17 protein-coding genes are annotated in these 18186 nt (G+C 68.3%); 5 read left to right on the top strand and 12 right to left on the bottom strand.

Going from position 1 to position 18186, the window contains the following annotated elements; translation table 11 throughout:
- Positions 1–36: 36 nt before the first annotated feature.
- From A5714_RS02000 to A5714_RS01990, 3 genes are all read right to left on the bottom strand, one after another.
- On the bottom strand, positions 37–864 hold the full coding sequence (locus tag A5714_RS02000) for a hypothetical protein (RefSeq protein ID WP_068282233.1): 828 nt from the start codon (positions 862–864) through the stop codon (positions 37–39).
- 91 nt (positions 865–955) lie between these two features.
- Entirely contained in the window at positions 956–1252 is a 297-nt protein-coding gene (locus A5714_RS01995) for a hypothetical protein (protein ID WP_068070265.1), read from the bottom strand.
- A gap of 304 nt (positions 1253–1556) precedes the next feature.
- Entirely contained in the window at positions 1557–2003 is a 447-nt protein-coding gene (locus A5714_RS01990) for an Hsp20/alpha crystallin family protein (RefSeq protein WP_068282230.1), read from the bottom strand.
- A gap of 217 nt (positions 2004–2220) precedes the next feature.
- On the opposite strand from A5714_RS01990, the gene nirB reads away from it, so the two are divergent.
- Complete coding sequence (gene nirB, locus A5714_RS01985) at positions 2221–4839, top strand: nitrite reductase large subunit NirB (RefSeq protein WP_082959526.1); 2619 nt, start codon at positions 2221–2223, stop codon at positions 4837–4839.
- A 13-nt stretch (positions 4840–4852) separates the two neighbouring features.
- Complete coding sequence (gene nirD, locus A5714_RS01980) at positions 4853–5209, top strand: nitrite reductase small subunit NirD (protein ID WP_068282224.1); 357 nt, start codon at positions 4853–4855, stop codon at positions 5207–5209.
- Here nirD and A5714_RS01975 read toward each other — a convergent pair.
- The 7 genes from A5714_RS01975 to A5714_RS01945 form a co-directional block, all read right to left on the bottom strand.
- Complete coding sequence (locus A5714_RS01975) at positions 5206–5658, bottom strand: hypothetical protein (RefSeq protein ID WP_068070261.1); 453 nt, start codon at positions 5656–5658, stop codon at positions 5206–5208. The genes nirD and A5714_RS01975 overlap by 4 nt on opposite strands.
- A gap of 31 nt (positions 5659–5689) precedes the next feature.
- Entirely contained in the window at positions 5690–6433 is a 744-nt protein-coding gene (locus A5714_RS01970) for a sirohydrochlorin chelatase (RefSeq protein ID WP_068204517.1), read from the bottom strand.
- On the bottom strand, positions 6424–7575 hold the full coding sequence (locus tag A5714_RS01965; protein ID WP_156747136.1) for a uroporphyrinogen-III synthase: 1152 nt from the start codon (positions 7573–7575) through the stop codon (positions 6424–6426). The genes A5714_RS01970 and A5714_RS01965 overlap by 10 nt, the downstream gene beginning before the upstream one ends.
- Before the next feature lie 89 nt (positions 7576–7664).
- Positions 7665–9092 carry an MFS transporter gene (locus A5714_RS01960; protein ID WP_068282295.1) on the bottom strand — a complete coding sequence of 476 codons (1428 nt, stop codon included), beginning with the start codon at positions 9090–9092 and terminating at the stop codon, positions 7665–7667.
- A 516-nt stretch (positions 9093–9608) separates the two neighbouring features.
- A complete protein-coding gene (locus A5714_RS01955; RefSeq protein WP_068282216.1) occupies positions 9609–10520 on the bottom strand; it encodes a biotin-dependent carboxyltransferase family protein in 912 nt (303 codons plus the stop codon).
- Between the two features lie 15 nt (positions 10521–10535).
- A complete protein-coding gene (locus A5714_RS01950; RefSeq protein ID WP_068282213.1) occupies positions 10536–11210 on the bottom strand; it encodes an allophanate hydrolase subunit 1 in 675 nt (224 codons plus the stop codon).
- Positions 11211–11321: 111 nt separating this feature from the next.
- Positions 11322–12326, bottom strand: coding sequence for an ABC transporter substrate-binding protein (locus A5714_RS01945; protein WP_068282210.1), 1005 nt, complete (start codon positions 12324–12326; stop codon positions 11322–11324).
- 247 nt (positions 12327–12573) lie between these two features.
- Between A5714_RS01945 and A5714_RS01940 the strand changes: the two genes are divergently transcribed.
- On the top strand, positions 12574–13977 hold the full coding sequence (locus A5714_RS01940; RefSeq protein WP_068070255.1) for a NarK family nitrate/nitrite MFS transporter: 1404 nt from the start codon (positions 12574–12576) through the stop codon (positions 13975–13977).
- Here the strand turns inward: A5714_RS01940 and A5714_RS01935 are convergent.
- The gene (locus A5714_RS01935) at positions 13974–15254 is read right to left on the bottom strand and encodes a DNA polymerase domain-containing protein (RefSeq protein WP_068282208.1); all 1281 of its coding nucleotides are present in this window, start codon (positions 15252–15254) and stop codon (positions 13974–13976) included. The two genes, A5714_RS01940 and A5714_RS01935, sit on opposite strands and share 4 nt — an antisense overlap.
- Positions 15255–15312: 58 nt before the next feature.
- Between A5714_RS01935 and fadD2 the strand changes: the two genes are divergently transcribed.
- A complete protein-coding gene (gene fadD2, locus A5714_RS01930; protein WP_068070285.1) occupies positions 15313–17001 on the top strand; it encodes a long-chain-fatty-acid--CoA ligase FadD2 in 1689 nt (562 codons plus the stop codon).
- A 15-nt stretch (positions 17002–17016) separates the two neighbouring features.
- Here the strand turns inward: fadD2 and A5714_RS01925 are convergent, their stop codons facing one another.
- Positions 17017–17373 carry an ATPase gene (locus A5714_RS01925; RefSeq protein WP_068282207.1) on the bottom strand — a complete coding sequence of 119 codons (357 nt, stop codon included), beginning with the start codon at positions 17371–17373 and terminating at the stop codon, positions 17017–17019.
- Positions 17374–17958: 585 nt separating this feature from the next.
- Between A5714_RS01925 and A5714_RS25805 the strand changes: the two genes are divergently transcribed.
- Entirely contained in the window at positions 17959–18186 is a 228-nt protein-coding gene (locus tag A5714_RS25805) for a hypothetical protein (RefSeq protein ID WP_156747133.1), read from the top strand.

Genomic DNA, 18186 nt, shown 5'->3' with positions numbered 1-18186 from the left:
GCTAAGCCGATATTTGGTGATGCATGAATTGGCTTGTCAGCCAACGAATCTCAGGTCGGAGATGGTGCCGCTGGCCACCAGCGCGACGTAGAAGTCGGTGAGCATCAAGGTGCCCAGCGTGATCCACGCGAACAGTTTGTGTCGGGTGTTGATGACGCTGACCTGCGTCCAAATCCAATACCGCACAGGGTGCTTGGAGAAGTGCTTGAGCCGGCCGCCGGTGACGTGCCGGCAGGAGTGGCAGGACAGGGTGTAGATCCACAGCATGATGACGTTGCCCAGCAGGATCAGATTGCCCAGGCCGAAGCCGAATCCGCCCGGCCCGCTGTCGGAATGGAACGCGACGATCGCGTCGTAGGTGTTGATCACCGAGATGATGCCGGCGATGTAGAAGAAGTATCGGTGGGTGTTTTGCACGATCAGCGGAAATCGGGTCTCGCCCGTGTAGTGCTCGCGCGGTTCGGCGACCGCGCACGCGCTTGGCGACTGCCAAACGGTGCGGTAGTAGGCGCCGCGGTAGTAATAGCAGGTCAGGCGGAACAGCAGCAGGAACGGCAGCGACAGCGCCGCGTACGGCAGCCACCAGACGTCCGGGAGGAACTGCGGCCAGATGTCGCCCGCCTCACCGCAGCCCTTGCTGACGCACGGCGAGTAGAACGGCGTCAGGTAGTGGTATTTCGGGACGAAGAAGTAGTTCTGCTGGAATGCGCGGACCGTCGCGTAAATGAGGAACGCGGCGAAGCCGAGGTCGATACGCAACGGCGACATCCACCACCGGTCGGTGCGGAGGGTGCGTTGCGGAATGCGGGCGCGCGTCGGTGAAAAGACACCGGACGCAGGACGGTTCGCCGCGGGTGAGCTCATGTGATGTGTTCCTCTTCGAACGGGCTGTAGGTCGAAGGTTACACAGATAGGACGCCCCCGCGGGCGGGGGGCTTGTGTTGCCGGCCGCTTATCAGGCCCGGTTGTGACCCCCGACACCTTCGTCGTCGACGTCGCGCCAGAAGGCGCTGTCGTACGGGGTGTCGGGGATGGAGATCTTGTCGCCGGATTGCTGCACGGTGGCGCGCGCCAGGTCCAGTTCGGAGACATCGGTGTCGAGCAGCTGGACGTCGCTGAGGATGCGGTCGGCGTCGATCACGATGCGGCGCATCGCCGGGCTGTCGCCGTAGCGCGACCGCAACGAGGTCACACACCGCCGCAGGCCGCCGATGAGGTCGTGCAGCTCGGCGAGTTCAGTAGTGGTGGTCAACGTCGGTCTCCTCGCGGTAACAGTGTCATGGATCACACGGCTGCCTCGATACTAACCATGTCGCCCGCGTTGTGTGGGCCAGGTCACGTGCAACCGTGCGAGGAGCAAAGCCGGTCGGCACGTCGCCGACGCCGGGTGTGCGGGCGCGGGCGCCGCGGAACCACCCGTCGCGGCAAACCCCCGGAAAGACGCGTGTCACGCCCTGCGGCGGCCCGGCGGGCGACCGAGCCGGCGACGGGCCTGGTGTTTCGACAGCCGAAAGCCCGGCGCAGCGCCGCGCTGCGCCGGGCTCGGCTCCCGGCTCTTACTTCGTGATGGCGATCCGCTGGGCCTGCTGCCCGGCGTAGGCGCTGGCGACCCGTACGGTCAGCACCCCGGCGTCGTACGACGCGGTGACGGCGTCGCCGGTGACGTGGGCCGGCAACCGGAACGACCGGCGGAACGATCCGTACCGGATCTCCCGCAGCGTGCGGCCGCTCGCCTCCTCCGCGTGCTCGTCGCGGTGCTCACCGTGAACCACCAGTCGGGTTGCCCCGTGGCTCGAGTCGACCTCGACGGTGACGTCCTTCTCGACGTCGACGCCGGGCAGCTCCAGCCGCACGACGGCGTCGTCGCCGTCGCGAATGACGTCTGCCGCCGGGCTGAACCCGTTCGCGACGGGCTTGTTCCAGTCCGCGGCCGGGCCGAAGACATCGCGCAACCACCGGTCGGTGTCCCAGGCCGGACGCGACCACAGTGCGAGACTGCTCATGACGATCTCCTTACGCTTGCGTGTGAGTTGGCTGTGACCGACGCGGTGTCGATCCGCTACATCTACAAACATGAGCCGACCACGCTTAAGTTCCACCTCGGCGTTCGCCCGCGGCGAACGAATATTCACAAGGTTGGCTGTGAAGTGTGAGATCCTCGTCATAGGTCGGTCACATTGTGCGAAGTGACCGTAATTTCCCGCCGCTACCCTCAAAGCCATGGCTGCAGACGGGATTTCGCGCGCGCACTGTGCGCCTCGTCACATCATCGTAGTTGGTCATGGCATGGTGGGGCATCGATTCGTGGAGGCCCTGCGCGCCCGTGACACCGAGGGATTGTGGCGCATCACGGTTTTCGCCGAGGAGGCCGACGCGGCCTACGACCGCGTCGGATTGACGTCCTACACCGAGAGCTGGGACCGCACGCTGCTGGCGCTGCCCGGCAACGACTACGACGGTGACGAGCGAGTTCGGCTGGTCCTGAACCAGCGGGTGATTGAAATTGACCGCGGGACAAAGTCGGTCGTGACCGCCGACGGTCAGCGGCACGACTACGACGCGCTGGTGCTGGCGACGGGGTCCTACGCCTTCGTCCCGCCGGTGCCCGGTCACGACCTGGCCGCGTGTCACGTCTACCGGACGCTCGACGACCTCGACGCCATCCGCACCGACGCACAGCGGGCGGCGCAGACCTCGCACGCCGCCGCCGGCGTCGTGATCGGCGGCGGCCTGTTGGGTCTGGAGGCCGCGAACGCGTTGCGTCAGTTCGGCTTACGGACCCACGTCGTCGAGATGATGCCCCGCCTGATGGCCCAGCAGATCGACGAGGCCGGCGGCGCGCTGCTGGCCAGGATGGTCGGCGACCTGGGCATCGAGGTGCACGTCGGCACCGGGACCGAGGCGATCGAACCCGTCGAGCACGACGACGGCACCGTGTCGGTGCGGGTGCGGCTCAGCGACGGTGAGGTGGTGCACGCCGGCGTGGTGATCTTTGCCGCCGGCGTCCGCCCCCGCGACGAGATCGCCAGGGCCGCGGGCCTGGAGCTCGGCGAGCGTGGCGGCGTCATGACCGACTTGGCTTGCCGGACAAGCGATCCCGACATTTACGCGATCGGTGAGGTCGCCGCGATCGGCGGGCGCTGCTACGGCCTGGTCGGCCCGGGCTACACGTCGGCCGAAGTGGTTGCCGACCGGTTGCTGGACGGCGTCGCGGAATTTGGCGAGGCCGATCTGTCGACGAAGCTGAAGCTGCTCGGCGTCGACGTCGCGAGCTTCGGTGACGCCATGGGAAGCACCGAGAACTGCCTCGAGGTCGCGATCAACGATGCGGTCAACCGGACCTACGCCAAGCTGGTGCTCTCCGACGACGCCAAGACCCTGCTGGGCGGCGTGCTGGTGGGTGACGCCTCGTCGTACGGCGTGCTGCGGCCCATGGTCGGCAGCGAGCTGCCGGGGGACCCGCTCGCGCTCATCGCGCCCGCCTCCGGTGAGGCCCCGGCGCTCGGTGTTGGGGCGCTGCCGGACTCGGCGCAGATCTGCTCGTGCAACAACGTCACCAAGGGCGACCTGAAGTGCGCGATCGCCGACGGCTGCGCCGACGTGCCCGCGCTGAAGTCGTGCACCGCGGCCGGAACCTCGTGCGGGTCCTGCGTGCCGCTGCTCAAGCAGCTGCTCGAGGCCGAGGGCGTGGAGCAGTCCAAGGCGCTGTGCGAGCACTTCAGCCAGTCGCGGGCCGAGCTGTTCGAGATCATCTCGGCCACCGAGATCCGCACCTTCTCCGGCCTGCTGGAGCGCTTCGGCCGCGGCAGGGGCTGCGACATCTGCAAGCCGGTGGTCGCGTCGATCCTGGCGTCGACCGGCTCCGACCACATCCTGGAGGGCGAGCAGGCCGCGCTGCAGGACTCCAACGACCACTTCCTGGCCAACATCCAGAAGAACGGCAGCTACTCGGTGGTGCCGCGGGTGCCGGGCGGTGACATCAAACCCGAACACCTGGTGCTGATCGGCCAGATCGCCCAGGACTTCGGCCTGTACACAAAGATCACCGGCGGGCAGCGGATCGACATGTTCGGCGCCCGGGTGGACCAGCTGCCGGAGATCTGGAAGCGGCTGGTCGACGGCGGCATGGAGTCCGGCCACGCCTACGGCAAGTCGCTGCGCACGGTGAAGAGCTGCGTTGGCACCGACTGGTGCCGCTACGGGCAGCAGGATTCGGTGCAGTTGGCCATCGATTTGGAGCTGCGCTACCGCGGGTTGCGGGCTCCGCACAAGATCAAGATGGGCGTCTCGGGGTGCGCGCGCGAATGCGCCGAGGCCCGCGGCAAGGACGTCGGTGTCATCGCCACCGAGAAGGGCTGGAACCTTTACGTCGGCGGCAACGGCGGCATGACGCCCAAGCACGCCCAACTGCTGGCCAGCGACCTCGACACCGAGACGTTGGTCCGCTACGTCGACCGGTTCCTCATGTACTACATCCGCACCGCGGACCGGCTGCAGCGCACCGCGCCGTGGGTCGACTCGTTGGAAGGCGGCCTGGACCACGTGCGTGAGGTCGTGTGCGAGGACTCGTTGGGCCTGGCCGCGGAATTCGAGGCGGCCATGGAGCGGCACGTCGACAACTACAAGTGCGAGTGGAAGGGCGTGCTCGAAGACCCGGACAAGCTGTCGCGGTTCGTGTCCTTCGTCAACGCCCCGGACGCCGTCGACCCGACGGTGACCTTCACCGAGCATGCCGGGCGCAAGATCCCCGTGTCCATCGGCATGCCGAAGATCCGAGCGCAGTCCGCCGCCGGCGACACGAACCAAGGCGTCGCCGTGATCGACGAGCCGCGCCACTGAATCGGAAGGAAACATGACGCTCCTCAACGACATTCAGGTGTGGACGACCGCCTGCGCCTACGACCGGCTGATCCCGGGCCGCGGCGTCGGTGTGCTGCTCGACGACGGCGCCCAGGCGGCGCTGTTCCGGCTGGACGACGGCTCGGTGTACGCCATCGGCAACGTCGACCCGTTCTCGGGTGCGGCGGTGCTCTCCCGTGGGATCGTCGGCGACCGGGGTGGCCGGATCGCGGTCCAGTCGCCGATTCTGAAGCAGGCGTTCTCGCTGGAAGACGGTGAGTGCCTTGACGATCCGAGCTACTCGGTGCCGGTGTACCCCGCGCGGGTCACGGCCGACGGCCTGGTGCAGGTCGGCCGCGTCGCCCGTTAGCGGGTGATGTCGCCGACCAGGTAGCGCTGCATCGTCGGCCCGATGGCGTCGACGATCTGGTCCACCGACATCGAGTGCAGTGGCTCCGAGCGGATGCCGTAGCGCATGATGCCCAGGCCGACCAGCTGCGAGGCGCACAGCGATGCCCGCATCGCGACCTTGTCGGCGCCCAAGATCTTCAGCAGCGGGCCGAACACCGGACCGATGAACATGTTCTGCACGACTTCGGCGGTCTTGGCCATGCCGGTGGAGGCGATCGCGCTGGCGGCGAACGGGCCGCCACCGGCGGCGTCCCAGGTGGTGATCAGCGTCCGCAGCGTGCGGCGGCCCACCTGATTGACGCCCCCGGTGACCATGCGGTCGATGAATTCCGGTGTGCCGAACGGCAACCGCAGCATCTTGGCGACGGGGTCCAAGAGCCCGTGCGACGGCTCTTCGCGGCGCGGCATGGTGCCAGGATCGCCGCTATCGCGGCAAAGATCAAGCGACCGCGCGGCGCGGCTGCCCGGACGCGTGCCGGGCCGTCGGGGCGAGGGCGGGCGGCATGGCGCGGCGAAAGCGGCTCGCGACGAGCCTCGCCAGCCCGGGGTGGGTGCTCAGCGGCTCGCTGACCAGATCCGCGCCGCAGTCGCGCAGCCGCTGCTGAAACAGCCCGTCGGCCAGCAGGTAGGAGGCGACCGCGACGCGCCCGCCGTGGCGCCGGGCCTGCGCGCGGGCCGCGCGAACCGCGTCGGCGACCGTCGGCTCACCGGTGGCGACGAAGCCCAGGCTGACGCGCGTGCCGGTCAGCGCCGAAAGCAGCGTGGCGGTGGTGTGCAGGTCGGCCCGCGCCATGTCGTCCGACGTTCCGGCCGCCGCGAGCACCACCGAATCGCCTGGGCGCCAACCGGATTCGACAAGCTTATCGCTGACGATGCGCGCGATCTGTCCGCTGGGCCCCAAGGCGGGAGTGACGACGACGTTCGGGTGCCGGCTCGCCTCGACATGGGCGGGCAGGTCGGTGCGCACGTGGTAGCCGCGGGACAGAAACGCCGGTACGACAATGGCGGGGCCGCCGCTGTTCCGCACGGAGCCGAGCACCTGGCTGGGGTCCGGACCCAGCACGTCGACGAAGCAGACGTGGACGTCGCGGCCGAGCAACGAACCGACCTGCGTCGCAAGCCCTTCCATCATCGCGACACCGCCGGGGCGGCGGGTGCCGTGCGCGGCGAGAATCAGCGCCATGGTGCACCCCCCAGGTCGTCGACGGCCAACCGGTAGCCACGCTTGACGACGGTCGCCACGATGTTCTTGTCGCCCAACGCCGTCCGCAACCGCAGCACCGCAGTGTCCACGGCGTGCGGGTCGTTGCTGTTGCCGGGTAGCACCCGGAGCAGGTCGTTGCGGGCCACCACGTCGCCGGGTCGCTGCGCGAGCGCCCGCAGCGTCGCCATGCCGGAGCCGGACAGCGCCTTGACCGATCCGTCCACCAGCACGCAGGTCCCGCGGATCTCGAGCTCGTGGCCGGCCGCGTTGACGGTGCACGACCGCCGCGGCGGCAGCTCCTGGGCGATGTGTCTGGCCAACGCGCCCAACCGCATTCGTTCCGGCGATGACGTCGGGATGCCGGCGCGCACCAACGGCTGGGAGGTCACCGGGCCGACGCACATCGCGTGGACGTCGGTGCGAAGCGCTTGCAGGAGGCGGTCTTCGATTCCCAGCTCGCGGCTGCGCTCGAGGACGGCCGCTCCGGCGGGGGCGGACGTGAAGGTCACCGCGTCGAACTGGCGCCGGGCAATGGAGGCGACGAGTTGGTCAAAGTCGCCGCCTGGCGGCGCCGGCTTCCAGCGGTACACGTGGATGGGCATCACTTCGGCGCCGGCCGCGCGCAGGCCTTCGATGAACTCCGGGAACGGATCCCAGCCGTCGGCGGCGCCGTGCAATTGCACGGCGATGCGCTTGCCGGCCACTCCCGAGTCGAGCAGGTAATTGAGGACCTCGCGCGATGACTCGGACTTCGGTGACCATTCCTCGTGCAGGCCCGTGGCGCGCAGCGCCCCGGTCGCTTTGGGACCCCGCGCCACGATCCGCGACTCGCCCAGCGACGCCAGCAGCTGCGTGGCCAGACCCCACCCGTCGGCCGCCGCGATCCAGCCCCGGAAGCCGATTCCGGTGTGCGCGACCAAGATATCGGGCGGCTGTGCGATCACCGCTTCGGTGTGGCTCTGCAACTCGTCGTCGTCGGGCAGCGCGATGATGTTGATGGCCGCGGCGCTGAAGACCTCCGCGCCGTTACGGCGCAGCAGCGCGGACAACTCCTCGGCGCGGTTCGCCGACGTCACGGCGATCCGGTAGCCGGTCAGCGGCGCCGAGTCGGGCGGGGCCAGTTGTGGGGCCATATGAACTGTGTATGCCTGTGACGTTTCCGTTGCGTTACCGAGTAATTGCTGCGTCATTGCTCTCATTGCGAATCCGCTCACACCTGTGCCGGTTCGACTTCCGGCGCCGCGCTTGGCAACTGCGCCACCGCGGGCCGCCGCACGTATACCTTCCAGGTCAGGTACGCCGACACCACGTAGGACGCCAAGAACGCCCAGTAGGCCGACGTCTCAGTGCCCGTGCTCAAATACGACTGGCGTAGCGCCAAGTTTATTCCGACGCCGCCGAGTGCGCCCACCGCGGAGCAGATGCCGATCAACGCGCCCGACTTCGCTCGTGCCCACTGCCGGCGCGCGTCGTCGGTCAGCGCCAGGGCGCGGCTGCGGGCCTCGTACACCGACGGGATCAGCTTGAACACCGAACCGTTGCCCATTCCGGACAGCACGAACAGCACCATGAAACCGGTGACGTACCCGACCATGCTGGTCGAATGCGCGGCCGCGTGGTGATCGTCGATGGTGCCGATGGCGACGAGCAGACCGGCGGCCGCGGTCATGCCGGCCAGCACCCACAGGGTGACGCGGCTGCCGCCCCGACGATCGGCCAGCCTGCCGCCGTAGATGCGCGCGACGGAGCCCAGCAGCGGCCCGATGAAAGCCAGTTGCGCGGCGTGCAGGGCCGCGTGCTTGGCGCTCTCCCCGTTGTCCATGAAGTTGACCTGCATGACCTGTCCGAAGGCGAACGAAAACCCAATCCACGAGCCGAAGGTGGCGATGTAGAGCAGGGAGATCACATAGGTGTCGCGCTCGGCCAGGATCGAGCGCATGGTGGTCAGCTCGGTGCCGTGACCGATGTTGTCCATGAACACGGCCGCGAGGACGCCGACAACGGCCAGTAACACGAGGTACACCGCACACACCCAATAGGGCGCCTCGTGCCCGGCGGTGGCCAGCACCAGCAGGCCGACCAGCTGGACGACCGCGACTCCGAGGTTCGCGACACCGGCGTTGACGGCCATCGCCGCGCCCTTGAGCCGCTGCGGGTAGAACGCGTTGACGTTGGCCAGCGAAGCCGCGTAATTGCCGCCGCCCAGGCCGGTCAGCGCGGCGCACAATACGAAAGGCCACAGCGGCAGGCCGGGGTTGGCCAGCAGCACGATGGTGCCGACGGTGGGAATCAGCAACACGAAGGCCGAGAAGGTCGTCCAGTTGCGGCCGCCGAATTTCGCGACTCCGAGCGTGTAGGCGATGCGGGCGGCTCCGCCGACCAGGGTGGCGACGGCGCCGAGCAGCAGCTTGTCGCCCGCGGAGAAGCCGTACACGGACTGCGGCATGAACAACGCCATGACGGGCCACAGGGTCCAGATCGAGAAGGCCACGTGGTCACCCGCGATGGTGCACAACAGGTTGCGGCGCGCGATGCTCTTGTTGCCGCCATCCCAGGCTGCCGCGTCCTCGGGGTTCCAGTCCGCGATGCGTCGGGCCCGGGCCGCCCGCTGGGCACGAAGCGCCTGCGCGAGCGTCATGCGGAACAGACCGTCGAGCAAAACGCCAGTGGCCGTACAGTTCTCACACCACCGTCGGCGCTCACCTGGTAGGCCCGCATCCTGTTCCTCTCGTCACGCCACCCGTCGTCCGCGCGTCCCGACGTCGTCCGGCGCGCGACGTCGGGCATCGTCAGGGGAAAACCGGATGGACTCAGGCAGCGACGCCTGGATGGACATTGTGCGGGCCGCCATGTGAAGAGGCTTGTCGCGCCGCCAATTTCGATATTCACACTTACGACGTCGGCGGGTCAACTCGACGTTGCGGAAAACGGCTGGGGGTTGTTTACGAGTTATCTGCAAGGAACCTGAGCGAGTTGACGGGTTGGCAACATGCCTGGTCAGCGCCGTCACGAGTGCCCAACGGCGTGATCCGCGGTTGCTACGACGAATTCGCAGTGGGCGTGACTCGGCGAATGCAAGCGCAGTTATTGTGAGCTGCAATACATTCGGTTGAACCAAATAATGCAGCCTTGTCGTCTGCGCTGGCGCGCCCGCTCACCCCACGCCGGCGCTGCCGGCGTGCGACGGCACCGGTGTCGCCGCCCGGGGCCGCGCCCAGTGCAGTCGCACGGTCTGGCCGGGGCGCACTTGGGCGAGCTTGTCGACGTCCCGGTCGATCACGACGCCGATGACCGGGTAGCCGCCGGTGACCGGATGATCGGGACCCAAGATCACGGGCAAGCCGTTCGGTGGCACCTGGATAGCGCCGCGGGTGGTGCCCTCGCTGGGCAGCTGCCGGTCCGGGTAGCAGTGCTGCAGCGGTCGCCCGACGAGCCGCGCCCCCACCCGGTCGCTGCGGTCGGAGACCACCCAATCGGTGTGCACCAGCGCGTCGGGCTCCACGAACCAGCCGTCGCGTGGGCCGGGCACGGCCAGTAACTCGACCACGTCGCCGGTGATCGCCGCCACCGGCGCCTGGTCCAGCTCGGGGTAGTCGTCGCTGGGGTCGCCGATCGGCAGCCGGTCACCGGCGCGCAGCGGCGCCGGGCCGATGGCCGAGAGCACATCGTGGCTGCGGGAGCCCAAGACCGGCTCGACGTCGATGCCGCCGCGCACGGCGAGGTAGCTCCGCACACCCCATCGCGGCGCCCCGAGCGTGATCACCTGTCCGTCGTGCACGCGATGAATGCTGTTGGTGCCGAACTTGATTCCGTTGACGGCGGGGTCCCCGTCGGCGCCGGTGACGGCGATGTCGGCGTCGCCGCCGCGGACCCGCGCCGAGAAGCCGCCCAGGGTCACTTCGACGGTGGCGCGGTCGTCGGGGTTGGCCACCAGCCGATTGGCCAGCCGGTGGGCGCCGCGGTCGGCCGCTCCGGAACGGCCGACGCCGAGGTGCGCCAAGCCGGGGCGGCCGAGGTCCTGCAGAACGGCGAACGGCCCGGGACTTAGTACTTCGAGGATGGGCACGGCGGTTCCCTTCGCTCAGATGGCCCGAAACCGGACCCAGCCGCCCTGCGTCAGCAACGCCGGGTCGGGTCGTTCCAAATCCCACAGCGTCGCGTCGGTGTGACCGATGAGTTGCCAACCGCCCGGCGAGCGGCGCGGGTACACGGCGCTGAATTCGCCCGCCAGGGCCACCGAGCCGGCCGGCACCGCGGTGCGGGGCTCGGCCCGCCGCGGCACCCGCAGGCGCGGATCGCCGTCGACGAGGTAGGCGAAACCCGGGGCGAACCCGCTGAAACCGACTCGCCACGGCATCGCGGTGTGCGCCTCGATCACCTGCGCGACGGTCAAGCCGGTGTGCTCGGCGACGGCGGCCAGGTCCGGCCCGTCGTAGACGACGTCGATCACGACGTCGACGTCGGTGGGCGGCGCTGACGCCGACGCGGCGTCGACGTGCATCGTGCGCAACCGCTGCCGGATCGCCCCCTGCCGGCGGGCGTCGGCCAGCTTGACCAGCACCGTGCGGGCGGCCGGCACCACGTCGAGCACCCCGGGCAGCGCGGCGCTGCGCAACGCGGCGGTCCACGCCAAAACCTCTGCGGTGCTTCCACATTGCAGCATCAGCGCCTGGTCGCCGTAGTCGAAAACCGTGTTGCCCACCAGCTCGCCGGGCAGCTGCTTGGGCACGTCGCTCGCCACGTCCGTCACGCTCATTACTCGACGGTAACCCCGCGCGCGGGGGCTGGGCGAGGCCCAGGCCCGGGATTTTCGAGCACTGCCAGAGCTGCCTTAGCGAACGCTCACACAGCGGCCCGGCGGCACGCCTCAGCCCAGAATCTTGCCGATGAGCGGGGGTAACTGGTCGGCGACCAACGGGTAGCTCAACGGCGAGGCGAACGCGATGGCCCCCGCTTGCTCCTTGGTGGTGAACAGGTGCCGGTTCTGCGCGGTCGCCTTGGACGCGGCCACTTCGGGGTCGGCCAGCACCGCCTTTTGGTCGTCGGGACTTTGGGTCGTCCAGATCACCACGTCGGCCGAATCGAGCACGGCCTTGATGTGATCGCGGGGGATGACGGCGCGCTGGCCATTGGCGAACGGCTTGATGCTGTCGGCGATGACCAGTCCCATCTGGTTCAAGAAGTCGGTGCGCCAGCCCGCCGCCGTCGCGACGACGCTGCCCTGCCACAGCGTGCCCTGCAGGAGCAACGCCTTCTTGCCGGTCCACTGGCTGTTCTTCTTGCCGATCTCGGTGAACTTCTGGTCGACGGCGTCGATCAGCGATTTCATCTGGCCGGACTGAAAGACGGCCTGTCCCACGGTGCTGGCCTGGTCCTTCCACGGCTCGAAGAAGGCGTCGCCGCCCGACTGCGCGATGGTCGGGGCGATCGCGATCAGCTTCTGGTAGGTGTCGGAGTCCAGGCCGGCGTTGATCGCCACGATCAGGTCCGGCTTGAGTCCGGCGATCTGGTCCACGGGGATGCCGTTGTCCAGGTTGAGCACCACCGGCTGCGCCCCGCCGAGTTTCTGAGCGGCCCACGGCCACACAGCGAACGGCTGGTCGCCGAACCAGTTGGTCACCGCGACCGGGACCACACCAACGGCCAGCAGGTCGTCCTGCTCGGTGTAGCCGGCGCTGACCACGCGCTTGGGCGGCTCCTTGATGACGGTCTCACCGAAGAGGTGGGTGATGGTGACCGACCCGGCGCCGGCGTTGTTCGCTGCCGGTTGCCGCGAGGAACATGCCGCCAAGCCCGTCGTTCCGGCGATCGCGGCGAGCCCGCTAGCCCCTGCGAGCTGCAAGAATCCCCGTCGACCCCAACCCTGTCGCATCGCGTGAGAGTATCGCGTCCCCGCCGCGCGCTCGCACCGCCGCGCTGTTGAGCCCGCTCGGGCCCGTGGCAAAGATCTGACAAACGGCCTCTGGCCGTTGCGATCTGGACGTATCGCGGCCGTAACTGCGCACGCCACCTCCGGTAACAGGGCGTCCCTACCGTCGAGAGGTCAGTGCACACGCCGAGGTGTCCCTGGTCTTTCCGGCCACGTTGCACACGCCTCGATCGACAGAAAGCCCCGACAGATGACCCTGACGACCACGCCCGTCCTGCAGCCCGCGCCGCCGCGCGGGCGCCACACGGGGCGGCACTGGATCGACGAGTGGCGGCCCGAAGACCCGACGTTCTGGGAGACCACCGGAAAACCGATCGCGCGGCGCAACCTGATCTTCTCGATCTTCGCCGAGCACATCGGTTTCAGCGTGTGGATGCTGTGGAGCATCGTGGTCGTCCACATGACCGCCGTCAGCGTCCCCGGGCACCCCGCTCACGCGGCCGCCTCCGGGTGGGCGCTGACGCCCAGCCAGGCGCTGTGCCTGGTCGCCGTGCCCAGCGGTGTCGGCGCGTTGCTGCGGCTCCCGTACACGTTCGCGGTGCCGGTGTTCGGTGGACGGAACTGGACGACGATTTCGGCGAGCCTGCTGCTGATTCCGTGCCTGTTGCTGGCGTGGGCGGTGAATCACCCCCACATGCCGTTCGGCCTGCTCGTGGTGATCGCGGCGACGGCCGGCTTCGGCGGCGGCAACTTCGCGTCGTCGATGTCGAACATCTCGTTCTTCTACCCGGAGAACGAAAAGGGCTGGGCGCTGGGCCTCAACGCCGCCGGCGGCAACATCGGCGTCGCGGTGGTGCAGAAGGTCATCCCCGCCATCGTCGTCGCGGGCGGCGGCGTCGCGCTGGCGCGCGCGGGCCTGTTCTACGTGCCGCTGGCCGTGGTGGCCGCCGTGCTCGCCTTCCTGTTCATGAACAACCTGAGCGAGGCCAAGGCCGACGTGAAGCCGGTGTGGCAGTCGCTGCGGCACCGCGACACTTGGGTCATGTCACTGCTCTACATCGGCACCTTCGGTTCCTTCATCGGTTACTCCGCGGCGTTCCCGACGCTGCTCAAGACGGTGTTCGGGCGCGGTGACATCGCCCTGACCTGGGCCTTCCTCGGGGCGGGCATCGGCTCGGTGCTGCGTCCGCTGGGCGGGAAGCTGGCCGACCGGATCGGCGGGGCCCGCATCACCGCGGCCAGCTTCGTGATGCTCGCCCTCGGCGCGGCGGCCGCGCTGTGGTCCGTCAACGCCAAGAACCTGCCGGTGTTCTTCGCCAGCTTCATGTTCCTGTTCGTCGCCACCGGCATCGGCAACGGCTCGACCTACCGGATGATTTCGCGGATCTTCAAGATCAAAGGCGAGTTGGCCGGTGGGGACGCCGAGACCATGGTGCAGATGCGGCGTCAGGCGGCCGGTGCGCTCGGCATGATCTCTGCCGTGGGCGCCTTCGGCGGGTTCATCGTGCCCCTGGCGTACGCCTGGTCGAAGTCGCAGTTCGGCAGCATCGAGCCGGCGTTGCGGTTCTACATCGGCTTCTTCCTGGCCCTGCTGGTGGTCACCTACGCCTGCTACCTGCGCAAGCACGACGCGATCACGCGCGCGGGCATCTAGCCCGGCGGTTTCTGCCGGCCGCCGTACCCGTCCCACGGGGAGTAGTCGGCGATCAGGTCCTCCTGCGCCGGCCGCTCACCCGCCGGCACGTGCTGCAAATTGATCCGGATCCGGTACCAGATCGAACTCGGCCCACGCATGCCGTCGACCAACACGTCCACCGGTTCCAGGCGTGCGGCCGCGGCGGGGTGGCGGGCCCGCCAGGTGTCCAGCGCCGCCATCGCCTCGGCCTTGGTCTTGGTGCGGGCGATCTCGATCAGCGGCATCGTCGATTGGCGCCGGCCGCCGGCCGTGCCGGCGCCCTTGGGCGCGCGTTCCGGGGGACCCATCTCCTCGGCGAGGATCAGCAGCCGGTCGAGGTCGCCCACCGCTTCGGCGGAGTCCATGCCGGCCCACGGGTCCCCGATGTCGGCCAGCCGGGCGGGCACGGTGTCGATGGTGAACGCCTCGGGCCGGCACTCGGGCACCTCGTTCCAGCGCAACGGCGTCGACACCCGGGCGTCGGGGGTGGCCCGCACCGAGTAGGCCGACGCCACGGTGCGATCCTTCGCGTTCTGGTTGAAGTCGACGAAGACGCCCTCGCGCTCCTCCTTCCACCAGCGACTGGTGGCGGCCTCGGGTGCACGGCGCTCCACTTCGCGGGCCACGGTTTGCGCGGCCAGCCGTACCAGGCGGAAGTCCCATCGCGGCGCGATCCGGGCGTAGATGTGAAAGCCCCTCGACCCCGAGGTCTTGGGCCACGGGGTCAGGCCGTAGTCCTCCAACACCTCGCGGGCCACCTGCGCCACGTCCACGATGCCCCGCCACGTGACGCCGGGCATCGGGTCGAGGTCGATGCGAAGCTCGTCGGGGTGGTCGAGGTCGGCGGCGCGCACCGGATGCGGGTTGAGGTCCACGCAGCCCAGGTTGACCGCCCACGCCAGCCCCGCGGCGTCGTGGATGACCGCCTCGGCGGCGGAAGTGCCTCGCGCGTAACGTAATTCGGCGACATCCACCCACTCGGGACGGTTCTGCGGCGCCCGCTTCTGGAAGACGGCCTCCTGCGTGATGCCCTTGACGAAGCGCTTGAGGATCATGGGCCGGCCGGCGACTCCGCGCAGCGCCCCGTCGGCGACGGACAGGTAGTAACGGACGAGGTCGAGCTTGGTGTAAGGACCGGCGGGACGCCCGGTGGTTTCGTTCGAGGCCGCGTGGGGGAACATCACCTTGTCCGGATGAGTGATGGTGACCTGGCGCCCGGCCACCTCCATCTCGACCGGACGCGACATGCGGTTCATGGTAATTCGCCAGACCTTTCTGGCCGCGCTGAGACGGACGTCACATATGGTGGATTTCATGCCTAATCTCCTTGGCCTGCCCGGTCAGGCCGCCAAAGCCGTATCGAAGGTTCAGCAGTACGTCGAGCGCGGCTCCGCCGAGCTGCACTACGTCCGCAAAATCTTCGAGTCGGGCGCATTCCGCATCGAGCCGCCGCAGAACTACGCGGCGATGGCGGCCGACATCTACAAGTGGGGCGAGTTCGGCATGCTGCCGGCGCTCAACGCCAGGCGGCACCCCGACAAGGCGGCGTGCATCGACGAGGACGGCGAGTTCAGCTACCGCGAACTCGACGAGGCGGCGCACGCGGTGGCCAACGGGTTGCTCGAGATGGGCGTCAAGGGGGGAGACGGCGTCGCCATCCTGGCCCGCAACACCCGCTGGTTCCTCATCGCCAACTACGGCGCGGCGCGGGTCGGCGCCCGGATCATCCTGCTGAACAGCGAGTTTTCGGGCCCCCAGATTAAGGAGGTGTCCGAGCGGGAGGGCGCCAAGCTGATCATCTACGACGACGAGTACACCAAGGCGGTCAGCAAGGCCGAGCCGGAGTTGGGCAAGCTGCGCGCGCTGGCAACCAACCCGGACAGCGACGAGCCGTCCGGCAGCGACGACGAGACGCTTGCCGACCTGATCGAGCGCAGCAGTTCCGAGCCCGCACCCAAGGCGACTCGGCACGCGTCCATCATCATCCTGACCAGCGGCACCACCGGCACGCCGAAGGGCGCCAACCGCAGCACCCCGCCGACGCTGGCCCCGGTTGGCGGCATTTTGTCGCACGTCCCGTTCAAGGCCGGCGAGGTCACCTCGCTGCCGGCGCCGATGTTCCACGCGCTGGGCTACCTGCACGGCACCATCGCGATGTTCCTGGGTTCGACGCTGGTGTTGCGGCGCAAGTTCAAGCCGCCGCTGGTGCTCGAGGACATCGAGAAGTACAAGGTCACGGCCATGGTCGTGGTGCCGGTGATGCTGTCGCGGATCCTCGACACCATCGAAAAGATGGACAAAAAGCCCGACTTGTCGAGCTTGAAGATCGTGTTCGTGTCGGGGTCCGCGCTGGGCGCCGACCTGGCCGAGCGCTCGCTCAAGGACATCGGCCCGGTGATCTACAACATGTACGGGTCCACCGAGATCGCCTTCGCGACGATCGCCGAGCCCAAGCACCTGGAGTTCAACTCGTCGACCGTCGGGCCCGTGGTCAAGGGCGTGCGGGTCAAGATCTACGACGACAACGGCAAGGAGCTGCCGCAGGGCGAGGTCGGGCGGATCTTCGTCGGCAACGCGTTCCCGTTCGAGGGCTACACCGGCGGCGGCAAGAAGCAGATCATCGACGGGTTGCTGTCCTCGGGCGACGTCGGCTACTTCGACGAGCACGGCCTGCTCTACATCAGCGGGCGTGACGACGAGATGATCGTCTCGGGCGGCGAAAACGTGTTCCCCGCCGAGGTCGAGGACCTGATCACCGGGCACCCCGACGTGGTGGAAGCCACCGCGATCGGTGTCGAGGACAAAGAGTGGGGTCACCGGCTGCGCGCGTTCGTGGTCAAGAAGGACGACGCGGACCTCGACGAGGACACCATCAAGCACTACGTGCGCGACCACCTGGCGCGCTACAAGGTGCCCCGCGAGGTGATCTTCCTCGACGAGCTGCCGCGCAACCCCACCGGCAAGATCCTCAAGCGCGAGCTGCGCGAGATGGAGATCGACTAGCCGATCCCGCCGGCGTCAGCGCCGGTCCTTGATGGCTCGGGTGATCTGGGCCGTCAACTTGGGATCGATCAGCAGCTGGTCGATGAGCGCGGTCAGCACCTCCTGACCGGTGACGCGGGCGACGCCGAGTCGGTCGGCGGCCTCACGCTGCCAGATGTCGAGGGCCCGGTGCGTGGCCGCCGGCAGGTCGACGGTTCGGCGCGTCCGCTGACCGCGGCCCTGCTGGCTGGGCGCCGGCTGGCTGACGATGCGTTGGGGCGCGCCCTGCTGGCGGACGCTGGTGAGGCGTTCGGTCGGCGCGGCGTCGCCGGGGGGTGTGGGAGCGCGAAACGATCCGGCGCCGGGCCCGCTGTGGCCGGTATTGAAGTTCACTTCGGTGGTCTTCCTCCGTGAGTGCCAATCAGTAAATCAGCGCTCGATCATTGTCAGTTGATACTGATTCTCTCACCGCCATGCGCGGAAGTCCCGTCGCCGGGCCGCGGGAGCGCGGCCGTCGCGCGGCGTCGTCCGTGCGCCCGCGGCGGCCCGGGCCAGATTGTCGCGGCGCATATTTGCGTGCTCTAAACGCCTGGTGGAACGCTCCGCGGATCGTTATTGATAATTAGCTGAGCACCGGCCTCAACGTTTTTCGGGCACCACTACTACCAGCCATCCGCTGCGATTTCGCGGAACTCATGAAATGGTCAAATGGTGTTGTACTGATCTACGCAGATCGGCTCAGCAGATCAGTACAGCGCCTGTGAGCAGCCAATATGCGTCGACCCATCAGTAGTCACGGAGGTACGCAATTCACAAAAGCGAAAATGCAGAAATGGCTCAGAAGCGAATTCAGCGAAACGCTGTAACTTAATTCACAGCAAAATAGAGCGTGAATTATCTTGTTTGCGGCAAAACGTCGCAGTAGCGTTCTTGGCAAGCGCAGACGTTTCGATGACAGGCTTTCGGAAGGAGCCCAAGATGACGATCTCCACTCGAGCCCTACGCGGCGCCGCCGCCAGCGCGATGGGTGCGGGAGCGGTCGCCGGCGCGCTGCTTTTCGGGGGTGCTCCCGCAGCGCAGGCCGCTCCCGCGCCCACCACTGGCATCGCCGTGGCCGGCCCGCACGGCGGCCCCGGCCACCGCGACCCCAGCCACCATGACCCCAGCCACCATGGCCGCCGCCCCAACCGGGCCGGTCGGGAATGA

It is taken from the genome of Mycobacterium sp. E2462 (genome assembly GCF_001672685.1).
GTDB lineage: Bacteria > Actinomycetota > Actinomycetes > Mycobacteriales > Mycobacteriaceae > Mycobacterium.
This window is presented reverse-complemented; position numbering and strand designations above follow the sequence as displayed.

Excerpts from the sequence above, each read along its gene's own strand:
- A5714_RS02000 (WP_068282233.1), bottom strand. The coding sequence starts at position 864 with ATGAGCTCACCCGCGGCGAACCGTCCTGCGTCCGGTGTCTTTTCACCG.
- A5714_RS01990 (WP_068282230.1), bottom strand. The coding sequence starts at position 2,003 with ATGAGCAGTCTCGCACTGTGGTCGCGTCCGGCCTGGGACACCGACCGG.
- nirB (WP_082959526.1), top strand. The coding sequence starts at position 2,221 with ATGGCTGCAGACGGGATTTCGCGCGCGCACTGTGCGCCTCGTCACATC.
- nirD (WP_068282224.1), top strand. The coding sequence starts at position 4,853 with ATGACGCTCCTCAACGACATTCAGGTGTGGACGACCGCCTGCGCCTAC.
- A5714_RS01975 (WP_068070261.1), bottom strand. The coding sequence starts at position 5,658 with ATGCCGCGCCGCGAAGAGCCGTCGCACGGGCTCTTGGACCCCGTCGCC.
- A5714_RS01970 (WP_068204517.1), bottom strand. The coding sequence starts at position 6,433 with ATGGCGCTGATTCTCGCCGCGCACGGCACCCGCCGCCCCGGCGGTGTC.
- A5714_RS01960 (WP_068282295.1), bottom strand. The coding sequence starts at position 9,092 with ATGACGCTCGCGCAGGCGCTTCGTGCCCAGCGGGCGGCCCGGGCCCGA.
- A5714_RS01950 (WP_068282213.1), bottom strand. The coding sequence starts at position 11,210 with ATGAGCGTGACGGACGTGGCGAGCGACGTGCCCAAGCAGCTGCCCGGC.
- A5714_RS01945 (WP_068282210.1), bottom strand. The coding sequence starts at position 12,326 with ATGCGACAGGGTTGGGGTCGACGGGGATTCTTGCAGCTCGCAGGGGCT.
- A5714_RS01940 (WP_068070255.1), top strand. The coding sequence starts at position 12,574 with ATGACCCTGACGACCACGCCCGTCCTGCAGCCCGCGCCGCCGCGCGGG.
- A5714_RS01935 (WP_068282208.1), bottom strand. The coding sequence starts at position 15,254 with ATGAACCGCATGTCGCGTCCGGTCGAGATGGAGGTGGCCGGGCGCCAG.
- fadD2 (WP_068070285.1), top strand. The coding sequence starts at position 15,313 with ATGCCTAATCTCCTTGGCCTGCCCGGTCAGGCCGCCAAAGCCGTATCG.
- A5714_RS25805 (WP_156747133.1), top strand. The coding sequence starts at position 17,959 with ATGACGATCTCCACTCGAGCCCTACGCGGCGCCGCCGCCAGCGCGATG.